Here is a 23735-nt window from a genome sequence, read left to right on the forward strand (position 1 = left end):
GAGTTAGCCTGGCCGGGGCAGGTTGTTCTGGGCTTGTTGGTAGGCGGCTTGGGTGGTGATTGGTTCTGCCCAGGGCGGGATGTAGCCAACCTCGCCGCGCAGGCGGAAGACGTAGCCGGCCCCGGTGGGTTTATCCGGGTCATCATCGTTAATCCCGTTGTGATAAGCACACAACATCGTTAAATTCGGTGGGTTGGTTTCCCCACCGGCCTTCCACGGCACTAGGTGATGCACCTGGGCATAATCAGCTGGTTTGTTACAGCCTTCCCTGGCACACGTAGGGTGCTCCGCACTAGCCATCATGCGTTGCTCAAACCCAGCGAAGCGTTGCAAGCGGTGTAGCCATACCGGCCCGATGGTGGGGTGGATTAGGGTGACGTAGCCGATTTCCGCAAACTTGTAGTTCAAAAACTCAGCACCAGTCATACGCCCACCATTGGTTAGCTCCAGGACGATGCCGTCACCGTCACCGGAGACAATCTTGTCGAGATTATCCAAGGTCACCACCACGCTGGTGAGCACCGCAGGCTTTGTTCCACCGTGGTTGTTGGTGAAGAAGACTTGTTTGCAAGCCTCCAGCAGGTTGGTGTGGTTGATGGATTCTAAGGTGCCGTGCATCTCAGTAATCATCAACGCATCACCAGTAATAGTCAGCGAGTGCGGGCCTTGCTTACGGTAGGTCATGCGCACCCCGGGTTTCGGCACACGCTTGGGCTTGAGCTCTTTTAAGCGCTTGGTGGCTACTGCTGGAATGTTGTGTGCGTCGGTGCCGGCAAGTCTGAGCCTTAGATTCCAGGCATCCAACTGATTCTTGAGTTTCGAAGTGTAGGACTCGATAAGACTTAGCGTGGCCACATCATGGCCCTGGTCCAGCGCACGCGCACGCGCAGTGCGCTGCTTACCAGTGAACTTGGTAGCACCGAACCAGATGTGGTGCAGGCGTGCTAATTCGGCGGCATCGGCAGGTGCGGCACCGCGTGCGCGTAAGTCTTTTTCATCCCCTGCCGCAAGCTGCACCAATCTCATCCCCGAGTTGCGGAAGGAGAAATAGGTCTCTAAATCCCCCATGCCAAAGGAGACTAAACCACCACACACCACCCCGCAACCGGAGGACTAAAACCAGTGCTCAAGCACCGTGGCCACACCGGCCTGATGATGGGGCAGGGTGGTGGTATCGGAGACGTCGACAAGCGCGGGGTGCGCATTCTCCATGGCAACGCCGAAACCAGCCCACTCCAGCATCTCAATGTCATTAGGCATATCACCGAAGGCAATGATGTCTTCACGGGCGATGCCGTGATGCTCAGCGAGCCACTGAACACCGCCGCGCTTGGTCACGTTCGGTGCGGCAACCTCCAGCACGCCTTCCGACATCGAATAGGTGACGTGGGCCAGCTCCGGATCGATGTGCGGGGCCACGAGCTCATAGAGCTCCGGCGCGGAGTAATCGGTGTTGCGGATCAGCAGTTTGACGGCGGGTTTGGACACCAACTCCCCCACACTCACCAGGCCAAAGCCTTCGAACAGTGCATTCTCTGAATAATGGGACTCCACCACGAAAAGCTCCTCAACGGGATCGAGGAGTGAACCTCCGGCGCGCTCCGCGCCGAAGCCCGCGCCGCCAAGGGGTTGGAGAACTCGGGTGGCAACGTTGACGGTCTCAGCAAGCGCCTCAGGGGAAAGCTCATGTGCGGAGAGGACGCGGTCTTCGGCGGAATCATAAATGACCGCGCCGTTGGAGGTTACGCAGACGGGGCGCACGGGGAGCTGCTCTAGAACGGGCATAATCCAGCGGAACGGCCGTCCAGTGGCGAGGGCGAACTCGGCTCCAGCGGCAACCGCCCGGGACACCGCTTCCCGGTTACGCTTGGGCACGCGGTGGTTGCGGTCCAACAAAGTACCGTCGATGTCGCTCACAATGAGGCGCGGCGCGCGTTCCGGGAAAGTCATAACCATGAGTCTACGTCAGGGTATGAAGACACGACTGCGGCCGTGACGAGAAACCTCATCACGGCCGCAGGGAACGTTAGCGCTTAGGCAATCACGTCATCATCGTCCACGTCTTCCCAGTTCAGGGAACGCTTGATGGCGCGCTTCCAGTCGCGGTACAGAGCCTCGACCTCATCTTTGTCGCGCTGCGGCTTCCACACCTTGAAGTCACCCTGCTGGGAGCCCAGCACGCTGAGATCATCCCAGAAACCAGAGTCGAGACCGGCTGCGAAGGCCGCACCGGTGGCGGTGGTCTCAACGTTCTTCGGTCGGTGAACTTCCACGCCGAGCATGTCAGCCTGGAACTGCATGAGCAGCTCGTTCATGGTCATGCCGCCGTCGACACGCAGCTCAGTGATCTCCACGCCGGAATCAGCAACCATGGCGTCAGCAACGTCACGGGTCTGGTACGCGGTGGACTCGAGGACCGCGCGGGCCAGGTGCTTGCGGTTGGCGTAGCGGGTCAAGCCCACAATGACACCGCGGGCATCCGGGCGCCAGTACGGCGCGAACAGGCCGGAGAAGGCTGGGACGATGTACACGCCACCGTTGTCCTTGACCTCGCGAGCCATGTTCTCAATGGAGGAGGAGTTCGGGATAATCTGCAGGTTATCGCGCAGCCACTGCACCAACGAACCACCCATGGAGACCGAGCCCTCGAGGGCGTAGATCGGGCGCTCACCCTCGCGCTGGAAGCACACGGTGGTAAGCAGGCCGTTCTCGGAGAACTTCGGGGTGGTACCGGTGTTGAGCAGGAGGAACAGACCGGTGCCGTAGGTGTTCTTCGCAGAACCCGGGCGGAAGCAGCCCTGGCCGAACATTGCGGCCTGCTGGTCACCGAGGATGGCGCGAATGGGCACGCCGGACAGGGAACCGCGCTCACGGACGGTGCGGAAGTCACCGAGGGACGGGCGAATCTCCGGAAGCATGGAGGTAGGAATACCCATCTCCTTGCACAGGTCCTCATCCCACTCGAGCTTCTCGATGTCCATGAGGAGCGTACGGGAGGCATTAGTGACGTCGGTTGCGTGCAGGGCCTCCTGGCCGTTGTCGCCATCGGCGCCACCGGTAAGGTTCCACAGCAGCCAGGTGTCGATGGTGCCGAAGAGCAGCTCACCGGCCTCGGCGCGCTCGCGAGCGCCCTCGACGTTATCGAGGATCCACTTCACCTTCGGGCCTGCCGGGTAGGAGTTGATGATGAGGCCGGTGCGGCGGCGCCACTTGTCAGCGCCCTCCTCGCCGGCGAGCTCCTTACAAATCTCGGTGGTGCGGGTGTCCTGCCAGACGATGGCGTTGTACACCGGCTTACCGGTCTTCTTATCCCACACGACGGTGGTCTCACGCTGGTTGGTGATGCCGAGGGCAGCAATGTCCTCAATGTTGATGTCGGCATTAGCCAGTGCTTCACCAACGGCGCGGCGGGTGTTGCTCCAGATTTCCTCTGGATCGTGCTCAACCCAACCCTTTTCCGGGAAGATCTGCTCGTGCTCGAGCTGGCCGACGGACACCTGCTCACCGTCGTGGTTGAAGATGATGCAGCGCGTGGAGGTGGTTCCCTGGTCGATCGCTGCGACGTAGCTCTTAGTAGACATAGTTTTTCTCCTTGTCGGGATGTTTTAGAGAGCCATGGACAACAGGCCAATAGCCACGGCCGACAGCATCGGCGCGACGACCGGAACCCAGGCATAGCCCCAGTTTCCGGTGCCCTTGTCCTTGATGGGGAGGATGAAGGCGTACATGATGCGCGGGCCAAGGTCACGGACCGGGTTGATGGCATAGCCAGTGGGGGTACCGAGCGACAGACCGATGGAGACCACGACGAAGGCGACACCGAAGTAGCTCAGCGGGCCAAGCTCGCCGCCGGCCGGGCCGAAAGCGATGAACATGAGGAGCACGCAGGTGGCGATGAACTCGGTGACCGCGTTCCAACCATTGTTCGGGTGGGCCGGGTTGGTGAAGAAAATGCCGCCAGTGCTCTTGTTGGCGCCGGTGACGTTGCCGGCTTCGTCGACATTGTTGGCGTCGAAAAGCTGCTTAAACGCTGCCCATGCCAGGAAGGCACCAAGCATGGCGCCCAGGATCTGGCCCAGGAGGTAATACGGCACCAGGCTCCATTCAAGGGAGCCGTTCACAGCAAGCATGATGGTGACCGCCGGGTTAAGGTGGCCGCCGGAGGGGTCGGCGATGCTGGCGCCGACAAAGACGCCGAGGCCCCAACCCATTGCAATAACGATCCAGTCTGCACCGCGCGCCCCAGAGGTACGCAGGTTCACAACGGCGCACACGCCGTTACCCAGGAGAAGTAGCACTGCAGTGCCGATAAACTCCCACAGGAATGCATCAGTTCCGGTCATAAGAGGTCCTTTCTCTTTTACCTAGGCCAAGGGCCCAGCGAGTGACTTCACAACGTCCTCGCTGGGCCCCGTGACGCTTAGGCTTCTTCCTTAGTGGCTCGTGCGCTACCTGCGCGCTCGAGAATGTCATTTGCCTCACGGTCGGTGAGTGCAGCCTCGGCGGCAAGCTCCGCCTCGGTGTGCTGCTTGAAGTGGGCAACCTCGCGCTCAATGTCGCTCTGGTCCCAACCCAGCAGCGGCGCGACGAACTCAGCAATGGGCTGAGCAGCGGCAACGCCACGGTCGGCGAACTCGATGGCCACGCGCAGACGGCGGGACACGATGTCGTCGATGTGCAGAGCACCCTCGTGGGTGACGGCATAGCGAACCTCAGCCCAGATGTAGCTCTCAGCGCCCGGAACCGGCTCGAGGAGCGAGGAGTCCTCGGCGGCAGGTGCCAGGACCTCATCGATGAGGGAGCCATAGCGACCGAGCAGGTGCTCGATGCGGTCCTCGCTGAGGTTGAAGCGGCGGGCCAGTGCTGGGACCTGGTTGGCCAAGGCGTGGTAGCCGTCCGCACCCAGGATTGGGGTGCGCTCCGTAATGGATTCAGCCACCTTGGTGCCCAGCTCCTTGGCGGCCAGGTCCACCGCGTCCTTACCAATGACGCGGTAGGTGGTGTACTTGCCACCAGCCACGGAAACCATGCCCGGTGCCACACGGGCCACGGCGTGGTTGCGGGAGAGGTTGGTGGTGGAGTCAGACTTGCCGGACAGCAGCGGGCGCAGGCCGGAGTAGACGCCGACGATGTCATCGCGGGTGATCTTATTGCGCACGCGCTGGTTGACCTGGTCCAAAATGTAGTCGATATCCGCCTTCGTCGGGGCCGGATCCGGCAGGGACAGGCCCTTCTCCCAGTCGGTATCGGTGGTGCCGATGATCCAGTACTCGCCCCACGGGATGACAAACAGCACGGACTTCTCGGTGACGAAGCACAGGGCGGCCTCGGCATCGAGGGCGTCCTTCGGCACGACGATGTGCACACCCTTGGAGGCGTGAACGGTGAACTTACCCTCGGCACCCGCCATGTCCTGAATCTTGTCGTTCCACACGCCGGTGGCGTTGATGAAGACCTTGCCGCGGACCGTGGTCTCACGGCCGGTCTCGAGGTCACGCACGTGGGCGGCGGTGATGCGGCCACGCGCATCCTTCTCAAAGCCGGTGACCTCGGTGCCGGTGCGCACGCTGGCGCCGTACTCGGCGGCGGTGCGCAGGACAGTCATGGTGTGGCGGGCGTCGTCGACCAGCGTGTCGTAGTAGCGCACGCCACCGACGACTGCGTCTTCCTTCAGGCCCGGGGTCACCTTGAGCACGCCCTTGCGGGTGAGGTGCTTCTGCATCGGGACGCTCTTGGCGCCGCCCATCAAGTCATACAGGGTGAATCCGCCGAACATCATGACACGCTCCCAACCGCGGTGGGTCAGCGGGAAGATGAACTTCAGCGGCTTCACCAGGTGCGGGGCCAGGGTGGACATGTTGAGCTCGCGCTCCTTGAGGGACTCAGCCACCAGGCGGAAGTCGAACATAGCCAGGTAGCGCAGGCCACCGTGGAACATCTTAGAAGAACGCGACGAGGTGCCGGCAGCGAAGTCGCGGGCTTCGACGACGGCTGTTTTCAGACCACGCGTTGCTGCATCGACGGCGGCGCCGGCGCCGACGGAACCACCACCGATGATGACAACGTCATAATCCTCAGTGGAATAGTCGTTCCAGGCCTTTTCAAAATACTCGGGGTTGAAGCTGTAATTACTCGTCGTGGTCATGATTGACCAAATCTCCTCTCTCGCTGCTTACTACTGCGCGGAGCCAGAAGGTTCTGTTCAAGTGACAAAGGCGCAGCTCAAAGCAAGTGTTGCTCATCCACCGCCCAGATTCGATTCCGCAGCGTTGAACACCGTGATCGCCCTTCCGCGCGGGACGGATGAAGAAGAAGTTTTCTCCCAAATCCAATGTTATAGGTCACCTCAATTTCCTTCTGGAGACGCTACTCACACGTAGGTTCCGGTGAGGTAAGCAGGACTTTTGCACCCAATTCAGTAGGATCGCAAAACGAAAAATACCCCCATCAGGGGGCATTAAAGGGCAGGGACTGCGTCAAATAAGTGGGAGATGTCCTGACTTATTTCTTTTTCGGCTGCTGCAGGCGAGCCATCGCCTCGAGAACTTCCGCAATTCCGAAGCGCTCCGCCGAATAGGTCACGGCCTGAGCCGCCTTAACTACCTCAATGGGCGCGGTTTCCAGGGCCACCATGTGCACAGCAACTCCCTCTCCACCCTCGGCAAAGGTCTCATCGCCCGGCTCGTTGGCAAAGAAAAGCAGGTCCTTGGGTTCAGCGCCAATCTTCTTCACCACAGCTGCGAGCCCCTCTGCCGGTGAAGCCGCCGTAACGACATCGCCGCCAGGGGCATCGTTGAACTGCACGGCCTCTGCGCGCTCGCTGCAGGCAATGCGCCACACGGTCTGCGGAACAGCGTCCAGCGCTGCGGCATCGAGCACGGTGCCTTGCTGCGAAATGATGACCAGCTCTTCTGCCTGCGGGTGCAGTTCAGCCAGCGCCTCCTGCAGACGCTTCGACACTTCACCGCCGTCCATGCTCAGCGCACTTTGGTCCGCCACAATGACGCGCGGGACCGCCGAGTACTCAGCCTTGATGCGGTGCGGGAGGCGGGACACAATGAGGCGCGACTGCGTCGCTGCAGAGAGCAGACCCTGCTCCACAACCGAGCCCGCAAAAATCTCCTTGCCGCTCGCCGTCATGGAAGCCTGAGCCTCAGCAACGTCAGACTTCAGCTGCGCCATCACCTCGGTGACCTTCTCGCGGCCTTCCTCCAGGCCACGGGTAGCTTCTTCAACGACGGAGTTGAGGTTCTCCTTGATCCAGTCGAGGGTCTCCGGCGCGGTGCGGGGGCGATCCTTGCCTTGGTCGGGGTCGGTGGTGGCGGTAGGGGGGACGTCGCCAAGCGCGGCGTCAGCATCGGCAGCCTCAGGCGTGGAGGACTTCATCAGCGCCATGCGGTCGCGCACAAGCTCAATGGTGGCCGCAGACACGTGCCCCTTGAGGCTGGTCAGGTCATCACGAAGCCTGCGCACGCGATAGCGCTCGCTTTCCACTTCAGTGTCCTGGGCCTCGGCCTCCTCCAAAGTCGGCGCGCCGCCCCCCTTGCGCGCGGGCACCCAATACTCGCCCGCCGGCATTGGGCCAAACTCGGCCTCATACTGTTCCCAGAGGCTCTCCAGCGCGTCCTGCATGCGGCGGCGCACTTCAGCGATGTCCGCATCATGATCGCCCGTGGTGTAGTACGGCTCCAAGGCCGTGATGAGGATCGGGGTTTTCGTGCGGCCCAGGTGCTTCTTCTGGCCCTTGGTCCACAAACGCTGCGAGCCGAAAATCACCTGCGGAATGATGGGCACACCCGCGGCATGGGCAATCCGCGCGGCCCCATTACGCATGCTGCGGATCTCAAAGCTGCGAGAAATCGTGCCTTCCGCGAAGACGCCCACGAGCTCGCCGTTCTTAGCCAGCTCGGTGCCCTTAACAATGGCCGCACCACCATCGATACGGTCCACCGGAACGTGGCCCATCATCTGAAAGAGCTGTCCCACCACGGGGGCCTTAAAAACGGAAGCCTTGGCCAAATAGCGCACAAGGCGCTTCTTGCGGTACGCCAGGAAAGCCCCGAAGAGGAAATCCATGTAACCGGTGTGATTGCACACGATCACCGCGCCGCCTTCATCCGGGATATTCTCCACACCCGACAAACGCATCTTCAACCCTTGGGCCAAGGTCAGCCCGCGACCTACGTGGGTAATCTGCCGGTAGACAACGTTGCTCACAGCGCTCATGGTGCTCCAAACAGGTAAGGCCCTCGCCGGCCCGAGCCGGCGAGGAGGGACAAGGGGCACTGCGCACGAAACCCCGCGCGCAGCGTTCTACTGGGAGTTTACGGGGTGAAGCACGTCCTTGCCTACGAAAGGACGCAAAGCCTCCGGAACCACGACCGAACCGTCCGCTTGCTGGTGGTTTTCCAGGATGGCCACGAGCCACCGGGTGGTGGCGAGGGTGCCGTTGAGGGTAGCGGCGTACTGAGTCTTGCCGTTCTCATCGCGGTAGCGCGTGGACAGGCGGCGGGCCTGGAAGGTGGTGCAGTTCGACGTTGAGGTCAGCTCGCGGTAGGTCTCCTGCGTAGGCACCCACGCCTCGTTGTCGAACTTGCGAGCAGCGGAGGAACCGAGGTCTCCGCCGGCGATGTCGATGGTGCGGTAGGGCAATTCCATCGCAGCCAGCATGTCCTTCTCCATACTGAGGAGCTTCTGGTGCATCTGTTCTGCCTCTTCCGGCTTGCAGTAGACGAACATCTCCAGCTTGTCGAACTGGTGCACGCGCAAAATGCCGCGCGTGTCCTTGCCATGAGATCCGGCCTCGCGGCGGAAGCAGGAGGACCAGCCGGCGTACTGCACCGGGCCGTTGGACAGGTCGATGATTTCATCCTTGTGATAACCAGCAAGAGCTACCTCGGAGGTTCCGACGAGGTACAGATCATCCGCCGGGAGGTAGTAAATTTCATCCGAGTGCTGACCCAGGAAGCCGGTTCCCTGCATGACATCTGGGCGCACGAGCACCGGCGGCACCATGAGGGTAAAGCCAGCCTCGCGGGCCTTCTGTGCGGCCAGCATGAGCATGCCCAGCTGTAGGAAGGCACCATCGCCGGTGAGGTAGTAGAAGCGGGCGCCGCCGACCTTGGCTCCCCGTTTGACGTCGATAAGCCCCAGCGATTCACCCAACTCCAGGTGATCCTTCGGTTCGAAGTCGAACTGCGGCTTCTCGCCTACTTCCTCAATGATGACGAAGTCATCCTCGCCACCGGCCGGCGCGCCTTCAACCACGTTCGAGAGCTGGTACTGCAGCTCCTCCACCTTGGCCTCTGCAGCAGCCGCTTCCTCGCCGGCTGCCTTGACCTTCTCTTTGAGCTCGTTGGAGCCCTCAAGCAGTGCCGGGCGTTCCTCCGGGGAGGCTTGGCCAATCTTCTTGCCAAAGGCCTTCTGCTCCGAGCGCAGCTGGTCCGCCTTCACAATCGCCGCGCGGCGCTGCTCATCGGCAGCGAGTAGCTGGTCCACCAGCGCGGGATCCTCCCCACGGTTGACCTGGGACGCGCGGACTACATCGGGGTTTTCGCGAAGAAACTTGAGATCAATCACGCCGAACAGTTTAGCGCACAGCGAAACCTTTGCGGTGGTCATAACCAGTGGCATATCATAGGTGTTATGGCACCTCACATCATCACCGACGGCCCCGTGCCCAAGCACGCGCAGCTGCGGGATATTCTTTCCGAGCTCTGCCGCACCACACTCAAACCCGGTGACATCCTGCCCGGCGAACGCATTCTGGAAGAAACCTATGGTGTCTCCCGCATTACGGTGCGCCGCGCCATTGGGGATTTAGTGGCGGAAGGCCGCCTGCGCCGCGTGCGCGGCAAAGGCACGTTCGTCGCCCCGAATCCGCTGGTCTCCCACCTCCATTTGGCATCGTTCTCCGATGAGATGGGCCTGCAAAAGGTCACGGCCTCCTCGAGGATCCTGCTCGGTGAGCGCAGCACCGCGCCCGAGGACGTGTGCGAATTCTTTAACACCGAGTCCACCGTGGCCCATACTCACCTGCGCCGCCTGCGTCTGGGCGATGGCGAGCCTTATTCCATTGATGATGGCTGGTACAACTCCACCTTCGCGCCCACGCTGCTGGAAAATGATATTTACAACTCCGTCTACGCCATTCTGGGCTCGACCTTTGATGTCCCCATCACGGAGGCCGAACAAACAGTGACGGCTGTGGCGGCGGATGAGGAGATCGCCGAGCTTCTCGACGTCCCCCCAGCCACCCCCCTCCTCCACATCACCCGCTTCGCCCGTTCCGGGGATCGGCCCGTGGAATGGTGCTCCTCGGTCTATCGCACCGACCGCTACCGCCTCACCACCCGTGTCGCCCGCGCCGTGGACTAAGCAGCCCTGTCCCCAGTTTCACGCCCCGCATAGTCGCCGGAACGAAGCGAGTACAACGAAGGGAGTACTATGGGGAGTTCTATGAGCACTTCTTCTGCATGGCGCTCCGCCTCCGCCATCCGCGTCGTCCTCGTGGCCGCCTTGGCTGCGGCCGCCTTTCTGGCTGCCTACGGCGTGTTTAGCGGCGAGTCTACCGGTACCGATTCCGCGGCGAGCGAGTCCGCCACCCCCAGCGTTGACGGCAGCCAGGCCGCCGATCCTTCGGCCCCGCCTGCACAGGCCGCATCCTTCACTAGCGCCTCCGCCGGCGCATGCGTGACGTGGGATATCGCAGAGGATGGCACGGCCACCGGCTTTGAGCAGACCAGCTGCGACAAACCGCACCGCTTTGAAATCTCGGCCCGCGAGGACCTGAGCGCCTACCCCACCAGTGAGTTTGGCCGCAACGCCGAGCGCCCCGACATTACCCGCCAAAACGCCCTCCGCGATGAGCTCTGCGAAGCCCCCACGGTGAGCTACCTCAACGGCAAGTGGGACCCCAATGGTCGCTATGACATCGCCTCCATCTTGCCGCCAGCAGCCTCCTGGGAGAAGGGCGACCGCACCTTGTTGTGCGGCCTGCAGACCACGGACTCGGCAGGCATTCCACAGGAGTCCACCGGCAAGGTGTCGGAGGTGGACCAGGCGGTCGTCGCCAAGCCCGGCGAATGCCGCAAGGTTGATGAGAATAAGGTGATCAGCACCGTTCCCTGCACCGAGCCGCACCAGATGGAGACCGTCTCCGTCATCAACGTGGCAGAGCGTTTCCCCGGCGGCTACCCAAGCGATGAGGAGCTGGACAAGCACCTATCTGAGACGTGCACCCAAGATGCCATGGATTACCTCGGTGGCGAGGAAAACCTCTACCAATCCACGCTGCAACCGTTCTGGGGCGCGCTCACCCGCGAATCCTGGGAAGGCGGCTCACGCTCGGTCAACTGCTCACTGATCCACGTCAACAATGGTTTCTTCTCCACCGTGACGGGCTCCGCCAAGGACGGTCGCGACGGCCTGAGCATTGACGGAGCCCCGCCCACCGAGCAACCCAAGCGCAACCCCCTGCGTGATCCGAATGCTCAGCCAGGTGATACGAACCCTTCCGAGGCCCCAGCTGATCCCGCAGCACCTGTCGACGTCCCAGTGGCCGCGCAGTAAACGGCCCCAATCATTACGAAGGAGCAGCGATGTACGAGGTCAGCGAGGAACGCTTCGAAGAGCTCGTGGGCGAGGCCCTCGACAAGATTCCAGACAAATTCGTCGACCAGATGCGCAACGTTGTCATCCTCGTAGAAGACCAGCATCCGGAGAACCCGAACCTCCTCGGCCTCTATGAGGGCGTGATGCTCACGCACCGCACGGCGACGCACACCGGCTACCTTCCGGACACCATTTCTATTTACCGCAAGCCGCTGCAGTCCATCAGCAACTCGGAAGAGGGGCTAGCCCACGAGGTCATGGTGACCGTCTTTCACGAGGTGGGCCACTATTTCGGTTTTGAGGAGGACCGTCTCCACGAGCTCGGCTGGGGCTAAACCTCGGTGTCCGCCCAGCGCTTGAGCGTCCAGTGGCCAAAGGGCTGGCCCTGCGGCTCGATGAGGGTAAAACGGCAGTTCGGCATGTAGCCGGTGTAAGCGAAGTCTGGATCGACGCCGCACGCATGGGTCGTGACCACGCGGATGGCAGCGCCGTGGCTCACCACGACGACATCCTCGTCATCATCAAGCTCCTGCGCAATATCCTCCAGCACCGGCTGGTAGCGCTCCAGTACATCCGCGTAGCTCTCGCCGCCTGGCATACGGGACTCAGCGTCACCGTCGAGCCAGCCGCGCAAGGCCACCATGTATTCGCGGTGGGTATCCTCGCTGCCGCTCATTTCGTGCTCGCCGGCGAAGACCTCGTGCAGGCCTACGCGGACCTCCACGGGGACGTCACGCTCATCGGCAGCCTCGGCATAGGTGCGGGCAGCCAGCATCGCGGTCTGCTGAGCACGCAGCGCGATCGAGCAGATGAAGCGCACGCGGCGGCCTTCACACAGCTCCGCCAGCTCGCGGCCGACATCCTCTGCCTGGCCGCGGCCACGCTCGGTGAGCTCGGCACCTGGTGGGCGGGTATCCATGATGCGGTCAATGTTGGAAAAGGTCTGGCCGTGGCGCAGGAGGATGATTCTTCCGGTCATGCTTCACACATTATTGCCCGGTGCGCGCCTTCGCTACCCATTCATCGGCCTCTTTCAGGCGGGCAAGATCCAACTGGGGCGCTGACGTGGCCACCGCCGAAGGCCATGAACCAACGAAGACAACCTCCTCTGCGCGCAACCACAATGCCCGCAATGCCTCCGCTACCGGCTGGTCCTCGATATGCCCGATGAGGTCGGCGTGGAAGCGGTAATTCCCAAAGACGGTGCGCAGCGGACGAGACTCGATGCGGGAGAGATCCACCCCGCGGTGCGCGAATTCCTGGAGGGCACCGACCAAGGAGCCCGGCTCATTGGGCAGAGTAAAGATGACGGACGTTCTGTCATGCCCGGTGCGCGCGGTGGGTCTGCCGGCGGGGCCGACGAGCACGAAACGTGTGGTTGCGCCCGCCACGTCCGCAACGTTCTCCGCTAGTGATTCCAGTTCAAAGATCTCGCCCGCGCGCGCGGGGGCCGCAGCGGCATCGACCTCACCGCGCGCCACGGCTTGAGCCGCCGCGCCATTCGACGCCGCCGGAACGTACTCCACGCCCGGCAGGTTCTCCTCCAACCAGCCCCGCACCTGCTGATAGGCCACGGGATGGGTTGACAATGTCTTAATCTCCTTCGCGGACTTCCCGCGGGTGAGGATGGAGAAAGACACGGGAAGGTCCACTTCGCGGTAAATCTGGACTGGCGTTCCATCCGCAAGCGCATCAAACGTGGCCGTGACAGGGCCGTCCACGGAGTTCTCGATGGCCACGCAGGCATAGTCTGCCTTTCCCGAGCGCACGGCAGCGAGCGCCTCCTTGGGCGAACCGACCGGAAGCGGTTGGGTCTCACCAAGGTCTGCGGCGAAGCGCTGCATCGCCGCCTCCGTAAACGTTCCGGCGGGACCAAGGAATGCGATGGTGGTGCTCATGCACGCAACTTTAGCCCACTAGACTGGGCCGCCATGGACGTTAACGAGTTCACCCTGGAGCAGCTCCGTGAGGATCTCGCGGGCCTCAGCCCCGAAGAGCATGGTTTCACCTATCTCGATGTGGAGCGGCGGCCGCAGCACCACGGGCGTTTAAGCGGCTGGATCCTCTCTGTCAAGGATCTCACTGACGTCGCCGGCATGCCCACCAGCCTCGGCCACGTCGAGCGCACCTACATGGCGGAGGAAACGGATCCTTTCGTGCAGGAGCTTATCGACGCCGGCGCGCTCATCATCGGCAAGTCCGCCACTCCCGAACTGGGCTTGCGCGTCGATACCGAACCGGTGGGCCTGCCACATCCGGATAATCCGCTTTACCCTGGGCACACGCCTGGCGGCTCCTCCGGCGGTGCGGCCGTACAGGTGGCGCGCGGTCTGCTCCGCGCGGCTCATGCCTCCGATGGCGGTGGTTCCATCCGCGTTCCGGCCGCTGCCTGCGGTGTGGTGGGCTTCAAGCCTTCCGGGGAGGACCTCTCCGTGCCTGGGTTTATTACCCGCTCGGTCGCCGACGCCGCCACGCTCCACGGCCTTCAGCCCCGCACGCCGCGCGCTCGCATCGGGGTGCTTACCGATCCGCTCTTTGCCGAAGTAGAAGTGGCCCCGCACATGCTGCGTGCGGTCAGCGAGGCCGCCGCGCGATTGGAGGGCGCTGGTTTCGAAACCGTGGCAATTTCGCCCTATCCGCAGGCAGCTGCCACTTTCGAGGCCTTCCAGCACATCTTCACCCACCGCCTGGCAGGCTTGGAGTTCGCGGAAGGCTACGCGGAGTGGATTCGCACCCAAGGCCGCCGAGTGACCGACCTTGAGCATTCCCTGGCGCGCTGGCACGCCATTGTTCTGCCAGGGGTTCTCACGAAGTTCTGGCAGGTCGACGCCATCCTGACCCCCACATTAGCGTTCGACCCGCCGCGCCGCGGACACTTCCTCGCGCTGGATCACCAGGAGAACTTCGACGAGCAGACGCGCTGGTCACCGTGGGGGTCGCTGTTCAACGTGGCCAAGCTGCCTGCTATCTCCGTACCGTGGCCCGTGCCGCATCACCCGCCGGTGGGCGTCCACCTCGGAGGCATCACGCTTGACGACGCCTCCCTCCTCGGCCTCGCCCACGTACTGCACCCATGAGCCTCACGCGATCCCGCCTGCGTGCGGAAATCTTCATTGTCCTCACCATCACGTTCGGCATCTCCGGGGTTCGTGCGATGCTACGGCTGACCGATGCCCTGCTGAACCCCGCGCCGCTCAACGAACAGTCCGTCACCATCAACTCCTCGCAGTCCACCACGACGCTGCTCGACCTCGCGTTTCAGCTGTGCAGCACCGCTGTCTTGGTGGCGTGGGGAGCACTCGTGCTGTATCTCCTCGCAATGCCGCCACGGCCGCGCTGGCGCGATGGCCTGCACGGCGCGGCCTTGGCCGCGATTATTGGGTTGCCGGGCCTGGCGCTCTATTACACGGCGCTCCACTGGGGCTGGACCAAGGAGGTCATCCCGGGAGCCTTCGACACGTGGATTGAGATCCCCGTTCTGCTCCTCAAGTCCTTCGCTAACGCGTGGGCGGAAGAGCTCGTCGTGGTGTATTGGCTGATGACGCGGCTCAAGCAGTGTGGCTGGGCCCTTCCGGCGACACTGGCGGCCTCATCCATCCTGCGCGGCTCTTATCATCTTTATCAGGGCGTATCAGCAGGCTTCGGCAATATCCTCATGGGGCTGCTCTACGGCTGGTATTTCCATCGCACGGGGAAGGTGTGGCCGCTGGTCATCGCGCACTTTCTTATCGACGCCGTCGCCTTCGTTGGCTACGCACTCCTCATCGGCGCTTAACAATTCACTGAAAAAGGCGCCCATTGGCCCAATGTGAACTCTGGGACAGGAGTGATTTAGCGGTACAGTATTCCCCATGACATATCGAGGACGCGATCCTGAGCGTGAAACCCGGCGCGCCGGCGAGCCACCCAGCGATGCCCGCCGCGCGAGCTTCGGCAGCTCTGCCGGCCCATCCGGTGCCCACGCCGCCGGTTCCGAGTCCGGCGACTTCGTCCTCGGCGCGGACGGCCAGCCCTTACGCGACCGTTATGGCCGCCCGGTGCGCCGCCGCCCACAGTCCGCAAGTGGCAACCGTCACGGCTCGCAGGGCCACCACACCTCAGCCCACCGCGGCAATCCTCCCGCGGCTCGGCCGGAGGAGACACGTTTCGATGTGGACGCCTACATGGCGCAGCACACGCCCCGCCAGTCCGCACCGCGCCAGCAGCCAGTTCAGCACAGCGGCCAGCGCTACCCGCGCCGCAACGCCGCGCCCGCTGCTGCCGCCCCACCACCGCGCAGTTATGACCCCGATGCGCCAGCACGCAGTGTCCGCCGTCGCGCTGACGGCCGCCCACACCGGCGCCGCAAGAAGGTCAACCCGCTCAAGCAGGTCTTCGGCTGCGCAGGCTGGCTCATCGCCATCGCGCTCGTCTTCACGGTAGCTTTTACCCTGTGGACAGACTCCCGCCTGACCCGCATAGATGCGCTGCCTTCCGAGCAGGTGGCGTCCACCTCCGGCACAAATTGGCTGCTCGTGGGGTCCGACTCCCGCCAGGGCCTCACCGAGGAGCAACAGGCAGAATTAGGTACCGGTGGTGATGTCGGTGTCGGCCGAACGGACACCATCATGCTGTTGCACATCCCTACGTCCGGCAAGGCCACGCTGGTGTCCATTCCGCGCGATAGTTACGTCGACGTCCCCGGTTTTGGCATGGACAAGGTCAACTCAGCCTTCACCTACGGTGGCCCCCAGCTGCTGACCCAGACCGTGGAGCAGGCTACGGGCCTCCACGTCGATCACTATGCGGAGATCGGTATGGGCGGACTCGCCAACGTCGTTGATTCAGTAGGAGGCGTGGAGATCTGCGTCCAAGAACCCATCAACGACCCCCTCGCCGGCATTGACCTGCAGGCAGGCTGCCAGAAACTGCGCGGCCCAGATGCTTTGGGCTATGTGCGCACCCGCGCCACAGCGATGGGTGACCTTGACCGCGTGCAGCGTCAGCGCGAGTTCTTCGCGGCACTGTTGGACAAGACCACGTCACCGGCGACCATCGCCAACCCGTTCAAGGCGATCTCCTTGGTCAATCACACCGCAGATTCCTTCATCGTGGGCCAGAAAGATCACGTCTGGCATCTGGCGCGCGTGGCGCTGTCGATGTCCTCCGGCGTCGAGACGGTCACCGTCCCCATCGGCGGATTCCAGGACACCGTGGTAGGCAACGTGGTGCTGTGGGACGACGCCCAAGCGCAGGCCCTCTGGGATTCACTGCGCTAGGGGCGCCGACACGACTAGCGCAAGGTCACCTGACGTGACTTAATGTTCTGCAGCTGCTTGCGCTCATCGGCGGTCAGGTTGGCATCGTTGGAGATCTCCTCCGTCAGAGCCTTGTTCACGCGGGAGAGCTCGGACTCATAAGAATCGTGAGCGACCTCCGGGTCTAGGTCGAAGACGGGGGCGATGAGGCCGTGGGTGCGGAAGACACCGGCGAACTTGGTGTTCTCACCCAGGTTGAGCTCACCGCGGGCAGCGACGCGGGACAGGGCGTTGAGGAAGGCGTTCTCATCATCGCAGGGGCGTACCCAGCGGATATGCGCCTTGCCGCCACCGGCGTTGGCCCAGAAAGCAGTGCCGATGAAGCCCTCAGCCTCCTGGCCTACCTGGTAGGACTCAATGACGGAATCATTGGCGCGCTGCAGGGCGGTGGCCATGTGCGGCGGAACCTGTGCGCCCTCCGGCATCCACCAGGAGAAGTCCTGGTAGACGGTGATATCGAGCTCTGCAGATTCGTCGAGAAGCTCAGAGAGCTCCGGCTGGGAACCATCCGCTGCGGTGGACTCCAGGGTGGAACCCGGCGCGTTGTTCTTCACCCAGTTCAGGGCGAAGGCTAGGTCGCGACCTGGGTTGTGGGTGTGGGACTGCACCTGCAGGCCCACGAAGGCGTCACCGCCGGACTCCTCATCGCGGATGAGGGCTGCGGAAGCACCCGGCAGCACGGTGGCAACGTAGACGTCCTTGTCGAAGCCCTTGACCGACAGCTTTGCCGTTGCGGAAGGAACGAATTCCTGCAGAGCGACGAGGCTAGCCTCAGCGGCGAGGCCGCCAAACGGGCGGGGGTCCTTTTCTAGGGCGGCGCGCTCAGCGGCGCGGGCAGCGAGCTTGGCTTGGCGGCGGGACATGCCCTCCGGCAGCTGTTCGTTGTTCTTTTTCTTCTTGGCCATACTGAACAACTTACCTGCTTGCTACAGCTCGATGGCGTGGAGGGCCACCTCTGGCTCATTCGTGGCGAGAATATCCACCCCATTGGCCCACGCCCACTTCATGTCCTCCGGCTTATCGACGGTCCACATGTACGTCGGCAGACCATATGCGCCAATGGCATCAGGCTGGAGTTTGGCACGCAAAATGGACATGCCTAAACCCGTGGGCTGGGATAACAGGAAATCAGATCGGTTGAGGTGGCGTTCCCAATCGCGGCGCAGGTAAATGCGATCCACATGTGGGGCCAAGGCCGTCATGCGGCGGATGGCGTGATGGTTGAAGGAAATCATGTGGATACGGGGGTCGTCGATAAGCCCTGCGTAGCGCAAACGCAGCACCATCTGCTCTTCAAGGATGTCGCCCTGGCCCGAGGGGTGCTTGGTCTCCACGTAGAGATGGTGGTTCTTGCCGTCGAGCATGTCGAGGAGTTCGTCGAAAAGCAGCATGCGCTGGCCATCTCCGATGTCCAGCCGTCGCAGCTCCTCCCACGTCTGACGGGACACGCGCCCCGAACCGTTCGTGGTGCGGTCCACGGTGGGGTCATGGTGGACCACCACCTTGCCGTCACTGCTCAGGCGGATATCGCACTCGATGCCGTGGATGGGCAGCTCGAGCGCCTTCTCAAAGGCAAGAGGGGATAACTCCGGATATTTCCCGGAGTATCCCCTGTGGGCGACAATCTTCACTAGCCGAAGATTTCTTCCTTGATGGTGTTCAGCGTTGTGTAGGAGTTCTCGAAGCGCTCCTTCTCATGCTCATCAAGCTCCAGCTCGATGACACGGTTGACGCCGCTGCGGTCAACGATGGCCGGGGTGCCGATGAAGACATCTTCCTTGCCGTACTCGCCCTGCAGGTAAGCAGAGACCGGGAGTGCCACGGCCTGGTTCTGGATGACCGCGCGGGTAATGCGGGCCAAGGCCATTCCGATGCCGTAGGAAGTGGAACCCTTGGCGTCGATGATGTGGTACGCCGCATCGCGGGTGTCCTCGAAGACCTTCTCAATGCGCTCGTTGTAGCCCGGGTCCTTCTGGGAGCGGCGGGACAGGGACACACCTGCGATGTTCGCGGAGGACACAACCGGCAGCTCAGAGTCGCCGTGCTCACCGATGATGTAGGCGTGGACGGAGGTCGGGGCGACATCGTCCATCTCGGAGAGCATATAGCGGTAGCGAGCGGAATCCAGCACGGTACCGGAGCCGATGACGCGCTCGTGCGGGAAGCCGGAGGCTTTCCACACAGCGTAGGTGAGCAGGTCCACGGGGTTGGAGGCGACGAGGAAGATGCCGTCGAAGCCGTTCTTCATGACGTCACCCACGATGGAGTTCATAATCTTGACGTTCTTGTCCACGAGCTGGAGGCGGGTCTCGCCCGGCTTCTGCGCCGCGCCGGCGCAGATGACGACCATGGCGGCGTCCTTGCAGTCCTCGTAGGTGCCCTTGGTGACGCGGGTGCGGGACGGGGCCCAAACAACACCATGGTTGAGGTCCATGACGTTGCCTTCGAGCTTCTTCTCGTCGATGTCGATGATGGCTAGGTGGTCAACGGTGCCCTGGTTGACCAGAGCGTAAGCGTAGGCAACTCCAACGTCGCCGGCGCCGATGAGTACTACTTTGTTTCCAACATGATTTCCCATGACTCCTATTCTGCCCCCAATGTCCGAATATTGCTCGTTATGCGCCCGAATTCACAGGTTCGGTAGTCCGATCTCACAATTCAGATGCCCGATCAGACACCTTGCCAGGGTCATCTGCACGGAGGCACTAAAGCTGGTTCAATGGCGGGCATGCGTCACTTCGCTCGCCGCGTCGCCCTGAAGGCCGCCCGAAAAGGCCTTCACGCTGCAATTTTTAGCCTGGAGCTGGTCAGCGATCTTACCCCCGGCGTACGCATGACGGGGAGGAGACGTCTGCCACAGAACATGTGGCCCGGCCTCTTCGGCGCCGAGGTTGCCACGTGGGCAGCCATCTCCCCATCCCTTCTGCCCCGCCCATGGTGGGTTACGGCAGCGAATGTGGCCATCGGGCAAGGCGCCGGGCACCTCGCCGCGACGACTCTGGCTTTCCTCACCAAACAGGGGTTGAGTATGGCTGGGCGACGTCCCCAAGATCACGTCGGCCCCACCACCCGCCGTTACTCCTATTACGCGCTGGGGCTCGGTACCTTCATCGCGGGACTGCGCTCGCTGAAGAACCAAACCGCCCAGGCTCGTCTCGTGAGCAAGCTCAACGACCGTGGCCCGCAGACGGCAGCCCTCGGCATGCTTGTGGGCACCGCAGGCTACGGCACGCTGCTCGTCCTCGGCGAGGCCACGCAGCTCACCGTCACACAACTCTCCCATCAGGTTCAGCGCTGGCTTCCCCGATGGATCGCCTGGCCACTCGCAGGCAGCGCCGTAGGGTTTGCCGCAGCTGTCCTGAGTGACCGCATGGTGTGGCGCCGCATGCTCCACTCGGCTTCCATCAACGCCCTTGAGCTCAACCGGTTGGTCTACCCCGGCTCGTCCATGCCGTGGGAGCCGGAGCGCTCCGGCAGCCCCTGGTCCCATGAGCCGTGGACAGCCGTTGGCTCACAGGGCAGGGCTTTCCTCGACCGCGGCCCGCGCGCCGAGGATATCCGGGAAGTCATGCACTATGACCGAGCGCGTGAGCCGATCCGTGTCTACATTGGCCTTATCCGCGGCCGCGGTCCGCAGGCCGCCGCCCGCCAGGCAGTGGCGGAGATGGATCGCACGGGTGCTTTCCACCGCAACACCATTGTGGTGCAGCTGCCCTCCGGCTCAGGCTGGATTAACAACTATTCCGTGAGCGCCTACGAGTTCCTCACCCGCGGCAACTGCGCCACTGTAGCTGTGCAGTTTGATTACCTGCCCTCAATGTTTTCCTACCTGGTAGACAAGGACCTCTCTCGCACATTTGCCCGCGAGCTCATCACCGCCGTGCACGAGCGCCTCGAGCTTCTCCCGGAAGATAATCGCCCTAAGTTCTACCTCAGCGGCGAATCCCTAGGCTGCTACGCCATCGTGGAAAACTACGAGACCGTCGAGGATCTTCTCGCCGACTGCGATGGCGCCGTCTTCACTGGGCCGCCGCGCATGACGAGCTTCATGCGCCGCCTTCACCGTGAGCGCGGCTCCTTGGAGCGCCTGCCGCTTATCGACGGCGGCCGCCACCTCCGCTTCGCCGCCTCCCCTGAGCACATGACCCACGATGCCTTCGGCGAACCCTATGGCCCGTGGGAACGGCCCCGGGTGACGGTGGGCCAGCATGCCTCCGATCCCATCGTGTGGTGGGATAACAAACTCATCTACGCTCGGCCCAACTGGATTCACGAGCCCACGCCGAAGGCCCTGCATGCCGATACTTTTGAGAACCTACACTGGTACCCCTTCATCACCTTTTGGCAGGTAGCGCTGGACCAGATCAACTCGCTCAACGTTCCCGGCGGCCACGGCCACAACTACTTCGAGGAAACCTTCTGGTACTGGGATTCCGTTCTCGGCTCGCAGACCCGCACCCAGCTCACCCCCGAGCTCGCGGAGCGCATGCGGGAATTCGTCGCGCGCGACCAGCTCAACAAACCGACCGACTTCCGCACGCAGGTGCGCAAACAGTTCTAGCCGCACACGCGTGCAGCCCACAGTCCTAGCCGCACTTCACACCAGTGCTGTGGTGCGGGCAGTAGCCGTTGGGCACCTTGTGAAGGTATTGCTGGTGCTCATCCTCGGCCAAGTAGTACTCACCAGCCTCCGTTTCACTGAGCAGGGTGACGTCGGTAGTCGTGGCGCCGAAGCCGGCGGCGACAAGCTTGGCGGCGTAGGAATCCACCAGCTGCTGGATCTCCGCGCGCTCCTCCTCCGTCTCTGGATAGAAGGCAGAGCGGTACTGGGTTCCCACATCGTTGCCTTGGCGAAAACCCTGAGTCGGATCGTGGGCCTCCAAGGCCTTCACGACGAGGTCGCGCAAGCTTACGCGCTCTGGGTCGTAGGTAATCTGGACGGCTTCTGCGTGGTTAGTCAGCCCGCGGCAGACCTCGTAATAGGTGGGGTTCGGGGTGATTCCACCGGCGTATCCCACGGAGGTGGACTCCACGCCTTCGGTCTCCCAGTACATCTTTTCCGCACCCCAGAAACAACCGATGGCGATGATGAGGGACTTCTGTCCCTCCTTCCACGGGCCAGTGATAGGTGTGCCCAGCACGGCGTGGGGCTGCGGGTTGTCCAGGATGGGCTCCGCCCGGCCGGGGAGGGCTTGCTCCTTGGAAACGAGCTTCGGTTCGGGCTTGTAGAGGAACATGCAGGATTCTCCTTTACGTGTTGTTGCACCACTTATACTCTCCCACGCTGTACGCGAGCCAGGTTTTTGTTCACCGCCTCGGACCGGCGACTAAGCGTGGCGACTAAAAGTATTGTGGCCAAATTCTCAATCTGCCCCTACCATGGGCCGCGAACCCAATAGAAAGGATTTCAACAATGGCTGTTTACGAACTTCCGGAACTCGACTACGCATACGACGCACTGGAGCCGCACATCTCCGCTGAGATCATGGAGCTGCACCACTCCAAGCACCACGCTGGCTACGTTGCTGGCGCTAACGCTGCGCTTGAGGCTCTGGAGGAGCAGCGCAACGGCGAGGCTAACGCTGATGCCATCCGCGCGCTGTCCAAGAACCTGGCCTTCAACCTGGGTGGCCACGCCAACCACTCCATCTTCTGGAAGAACCTTTCCCCGAACGGTGGCGGCGAGCCGACCGGTGACCTGGCTGAGGCTATTAACCGCGACTTCGGGTCCTTCGAGAAGTTCAAGGCTCACTTCTCCGCTGTTGCTACCGGCCTGCAGGGCTCCGGTTGGGCAGTTCTGGGCTACGACCACATTGCTGGCCGCCTGGTTATTGAGCAGCTCACCGATCAGCAGGGCAACATCTCCGTGAACTTCACCCCGCTGCTCATGCTGGATATGTGGGAGCACGCTTTCTACCTCCAGTACAAGAACGTGAAGGCTGATTACGTCAAGGCAGTCTGGAACGTCTTCAACTGGGAGGACGTTGCTGAGCGTTACGCTGCTGCCACCAAGTAAGCAGCTCACCGGCCTTAGGGCCAGCTAGCGCTACACCGCGCCGATGCCCCTCGGATTTTCTGAGGGCCCGGCGCGGTTTCGCCGTTTTTCAGGTGCCTGCGACTGAGCAATATGGGCCCGTGCCTGACCACAAGGGCCCTAACTGACGGAAAATCTCAGCCCGCCATTCCACTCGGCCACTCTATGAGTCACTTCCTCCAAGCAATTGGAATTGATAACCGCGCTAACGGGGAAAACGAGGGAACGTCACTCTACTGCGTGAGCAAATCAAACGACTAGCCAGCTCGATTATCACCGTCCAAAGCGATGATGGAGTGCACGCTCGAGGTGCAAACACTCAAATCTTGGATGCCTGGAACCTTTGGTTTGACGCGCGCGACCCAAACCAAGGCAGCTTCATGGAATCAGAGTTGGTTTTAACGAACCGGTTCTTCCGCCATGTAGCTGAATCCCCCATCCCTATCGACCTCAATGTATTGCGCCAGCTCAACAGACTGAAGCGTCCTGGGTTTAGTTCCGTCTGAGCAGATGGGAAAATCTGGGGCACTTCAATTGACTTCCTTCACCCCGTTCACTAGGTGTGAGGAAGTTGAAGGTTGGTTACCGAAGCAATCTTAGATCGCCGAAATTCGGCCTGCGCGATAGCTCGGTAGAAGTTATCATTATTAGCACCACTGCCAATATCTACGGAAAGCATATTTAATATGCAAAACAACAACACCGCATCGCCTCACTGATGATCGCAGACGTTATTGCTTGGCTGGCCCTATAAAAACATGGACAATATCGAGCATCGCATTTCCCAATTA

At 62.1% G+C, this 23735-nt stretch carries 22 protein-coding genes; 9 read left to right on the forward strand and 13 right to left on the reverse strand.

Going from position 1 to position 23735, the window contains the following annotated elements:
- Window positions 1–3: 3 nt before the first annotated feature.
- From CSING_RS12165 to serS, 7 genes are all read right to left on the reverse strand, one after another.
- Entirely contained in the window at window positions 4–1068 is a 1065-nt protein-coding gene (locus CSING_RS12165) for an HNH endonuclease signature motif containing protein (RefSeq protein WP_042532679.1), read from the reverse strand.
- A 45-nt stretch (window positions 1069–1113) separates the two neighbouring features.
- Window positions 1114–1950, reverse strand: coding sequence for an HAD family hydrolase (locus CSING_RS12170; RefSeq protein WP_201773957.1), 837 nt, complete (start codon window positions 1948–1950; stop codon window positions 1114–1116).
- A gap of 83 nt (window positions 1951–2033) precedes the next feature.
- Window positions 2034–3581: a glycerol kinase GlpK gene (gene glpK / locus CSING_RS12175; RefSeq protein ID WP_042532684.1), complete on the reverse strand. Its 1548-nt coding sequence runs from the start codon at window positions 3579–3581 to the stop codon at window positions 2034–2036.
- 24 nt (window positions 3582–3605) lie between these two features.
- The gene (locus CSING_RS12180) at window positions 3606–4343 is read right to left on the reverse strand and encodes an MIP/aquaporin family protein (protein ID WP_042532686.1); all 738 of its coding nucleotides are present in this window, start codon (window positions 4341–4343) and stop codon (window positions 3606–3608) included.
- Between the two features lie 77 nt (window positions 4344–4420).
- Window positions 4421–6145: a glycerol-3-phosphate dehydrogenase/oxidase gene (locus tag CSING_RS12185; protein WP_042532688.1), complete on the reverse strand. Its 1725-nt coding sequence runs from the start codon at window positions 6143–6145 to the stop codon at window positions 4421–4423.
- A 356-nt stretch (window positions 6146–6501) separates the two neighbouring features.
- A complete protein-coding gene (locus CSING_RS12190) occupies window positions 6502–8226 on the reverse strand; it encodes a lysophospholipid acyltransferase family protein (protein WP_042532691.1) in 1725 nt (574 codons plus the stop codon).
- 87 nt (window positions 8227–8313) lie between these two features.
- On the reverse strand, window positions 8314–9579 hold the full coding sequence (serS, locus tag CSING_RS12195; RefSeq protein WP_042533475.1) for a serine--tRNA ligase: 1266 nt from the start codon (window positions 9577–9579) through the stop codon (window positions 8314–8316).
- A gap of 66 nt (window positions 9580–9645) precedes the next feature.
- Between serS and CSING_RS12200 the strand changes: the two genes are divergently transcribed.
- The 3 genes from CSING_RS12200 (at window position 9646) to CSING_RS12210 (ending at window position 11948) form a co-directional block, all read left to right on the forward strand.
- Window positions 9646–10377, forward strand: coding sequence for a GntR family transcriptional regulator (locus CSING_RS12200; protein ID WP_042532693.1), 732 nt, complete (start codon window positions 9646–9648; stop codon window positions 10375–10377).
- Window positions 10378–10458: 81 nt separating this feature from the next.
- Window positions 10459–11571 carry a septum formation family protein gene (locus CSING_RS12205; RefSeq protein ID WP_042532695.1) on the forward strand — a complete coding sequence of 371 codons (1113 nt, stop codon included), beginning with the start codon at window positions 10459–10461 and terminating at the stop codon, window positions 11569–11571.
- Window positions 11572–11600: 29 nt separating this feature from the next.
- Entirely contained in the window at window positions 11601–11948 is a 348-nt protein-coding gene (locus CSING_RS12210; protein WP_042532697.1) for a metallopeptidase family protein, read from the forward strand.
- Here CSING_RS12210 and CSING_RS12215 read toward each other — a convergent pair.
- Window positions 11945–12592, reverse strand: coding sequence for a histidine phosphatase family protein (locus tag CSING_RS12215; protein WP_042532699.1), 648 nt, complete (start codon window positions 12590–12592; stop codon window positions 11945–11947). The two genes, CSING_RS12210 and CSING_RS12215, sit on opposite strands and share 4 nt — an antisense overlap.
- Before the next feature lie 10 nt (window positions 12593–12602).
- Window positions 12603–13511: a prephenate dehydratase gene (gene pheA / locus CSING_RS12220; RefSeq protein ID WP_042532701.1), complete on the reverse strand. Its 909-nt coding sequence runs from the start codon at window positions 13509–13511 to the stop codon at window positions 12603–12605.
- Between the two features lie 33 nt (window positions 13512–13544).
- Here pheA and CSING_RS12225 point away from each other — a divergent pair, with 33 nt between their 5' ends.
- The 3 genes from CSING_RS12225 (at window position 13545) to CSING_RS12235 (ending at window position 16871) form a co-directional block, all read left to right on the forward strand.
- Window positions 13545–14690 carry an amidase gene (locus CSING_RS12225; RefSeq protein ID WP_042532703.1) on the forward strand — a complete coding sequence of 382 codons (1146 nt, stop codon included), beginning with the start codon at window positions 13545–13547 and terminating at the stop codon, window positions 14688–14690.
- Window positions 14687–15388, forward strand: coding sequence for a CPBP family intramembrane glutamic endopeptidase (locus CSING_RS12230; RefSeq protein ID WP_042532704.1), 702 nt, complete (start codon window positions 14687–14689; stop codon window positions 15386–15388). Before CSING_RS12225 ends, CSING_RS12230 begins: the two co-directional genes overlap by 4 nt.
- Before the next feature lie 76 nt (window positions 15389–15464).
- Window positions 15465–16871, forward strand: a complete 1407-nt coding sequence (locus CSING_RS12235; protein WP_042532706.1) for an LCP family protein — start codon at window positions 15465–15467, stop codon at window positions 16869–16871.
- Between the two features lie 14 nt (window positions 16872–16885).
- Here CSING_RS12235 and CSING_RS12240 read toward each other — a convergent pair whose 3' ends face one another.
- Genes CSING_RS12240 through CSING_RS12250 form a run of 3 tightly spaced genes read right to left on the reverse strand, consistent with a single transcriptional unit; the run spans window position 16886 to window position 19488 of the window.
- A complete protein-coding gene (locus CSING_RS12240; RefSeq protein WP_042532708.1) occupies window positions 16886–17815 on the reverse strand; it encodes a DUF5926 family protein in 930 nt (309 codons plus the stop codon).
- Window positions 17816–17836: 21 nt separating this feature from the next.
- Window positions 17837–18541 carry a glycerophosphodiester phosphodiesterase family protein gene (locus tag CSING_RS12245; protein WP_042532711.1) on the reverse strand — a complete coding sequence of 235 codons (705 nt, stop codon included), beginning with the start codon at window positions 18539–18541 and terminating at the stop codon, window positions 17837–17839.
- On the reverse strand, window positions 18541–19488 hold the full coding sequence (locus tag CSING_RS12250) for an L-lactate dehydrogenase (RefSeq protein WP_042532713.1): 948 nt from the start codon (window positions 19486–19488) through the stop codon (window positions 18541–18543). Before CSING_RS12250 ends, CSING_RS12245 begins: the two co-directional genes overlap by 1 nt.
- A gap of 141 nt (window positions 19489–19629) precedes the next feature.
- Here CSING_RS12250 and CSING_RS12255 point away from each other — a divergent pair, with 141 nt between their 5' ends.
- On the forward strand, window positions 19630–21471 hold the full coding sequence (locus CSING_RS12255) for an alpha/beta-hydrolase family protein (RefSeq protein ID WP_084226217.1): 1842 nt from the start codon (window positions 19630–19632) through the stop codon (window positions 21469–21471).
- Between the two features lie 25 nt (window positions 21472–21496).
- Here CSING_RS12255 and msrA read toward each other — a convergent pair whose 3' ends face one another.
- Window positions 21497–22147, reverse strand: a complete 651-nt coding sequence (msrA, locus tag CSING_RS12260) for a peptide-methionine (S)-S-oxide reductase MsrA (RefSeq protein ID WP_042532715.1) — start codon at window positions 22145–22147, stop codon at window positions 21497–21499.
- Between the two features lie 176 nt (window positions 22148–22323).
- Here msrA and CSING_RS12265 point away from each other — a divergent pair, with 176 nt between their 5' ends.
- Together CSING_RS12265 and CSING_RS13410 are read left to right on the forward strand one after the other, a co-directional pair.
- Window positions 22324–22926 carry a superoxide dismutase gene (locus CSING_RS12265; protein WP_042532717.1) on the forward strand — a complete coding sequence of 201 codons (603 nt, stop codon included), beginning with the start codon at window positions 22324–22326 and terminating at the stop codon, window positions 22924–22926.
- Between the two features lie 290 nt (window positions 22927–23216).
- On the forward strand, window positions 23217–23450 hold the full coding sequence (locus CSING_RS13410) for a replication protein RepA (protein WP_239181277.1): 234 nt from the start codon (window positions 23217–23219) through the stop codon (window positions 23448–23450).
- Window positions 23451–23735 lie beyond the last annotated feature (285 nt).

It is taken from the genome of Corynebacterium singulare, from assembly GCF_000833575.1.
Classification (GTDB): Bacteria; Actinomycetota; Actinomycetes; order Mycobacteriales; family Mycobacteriaceae; genus Corynebacterium; species Corynebacterium singulare.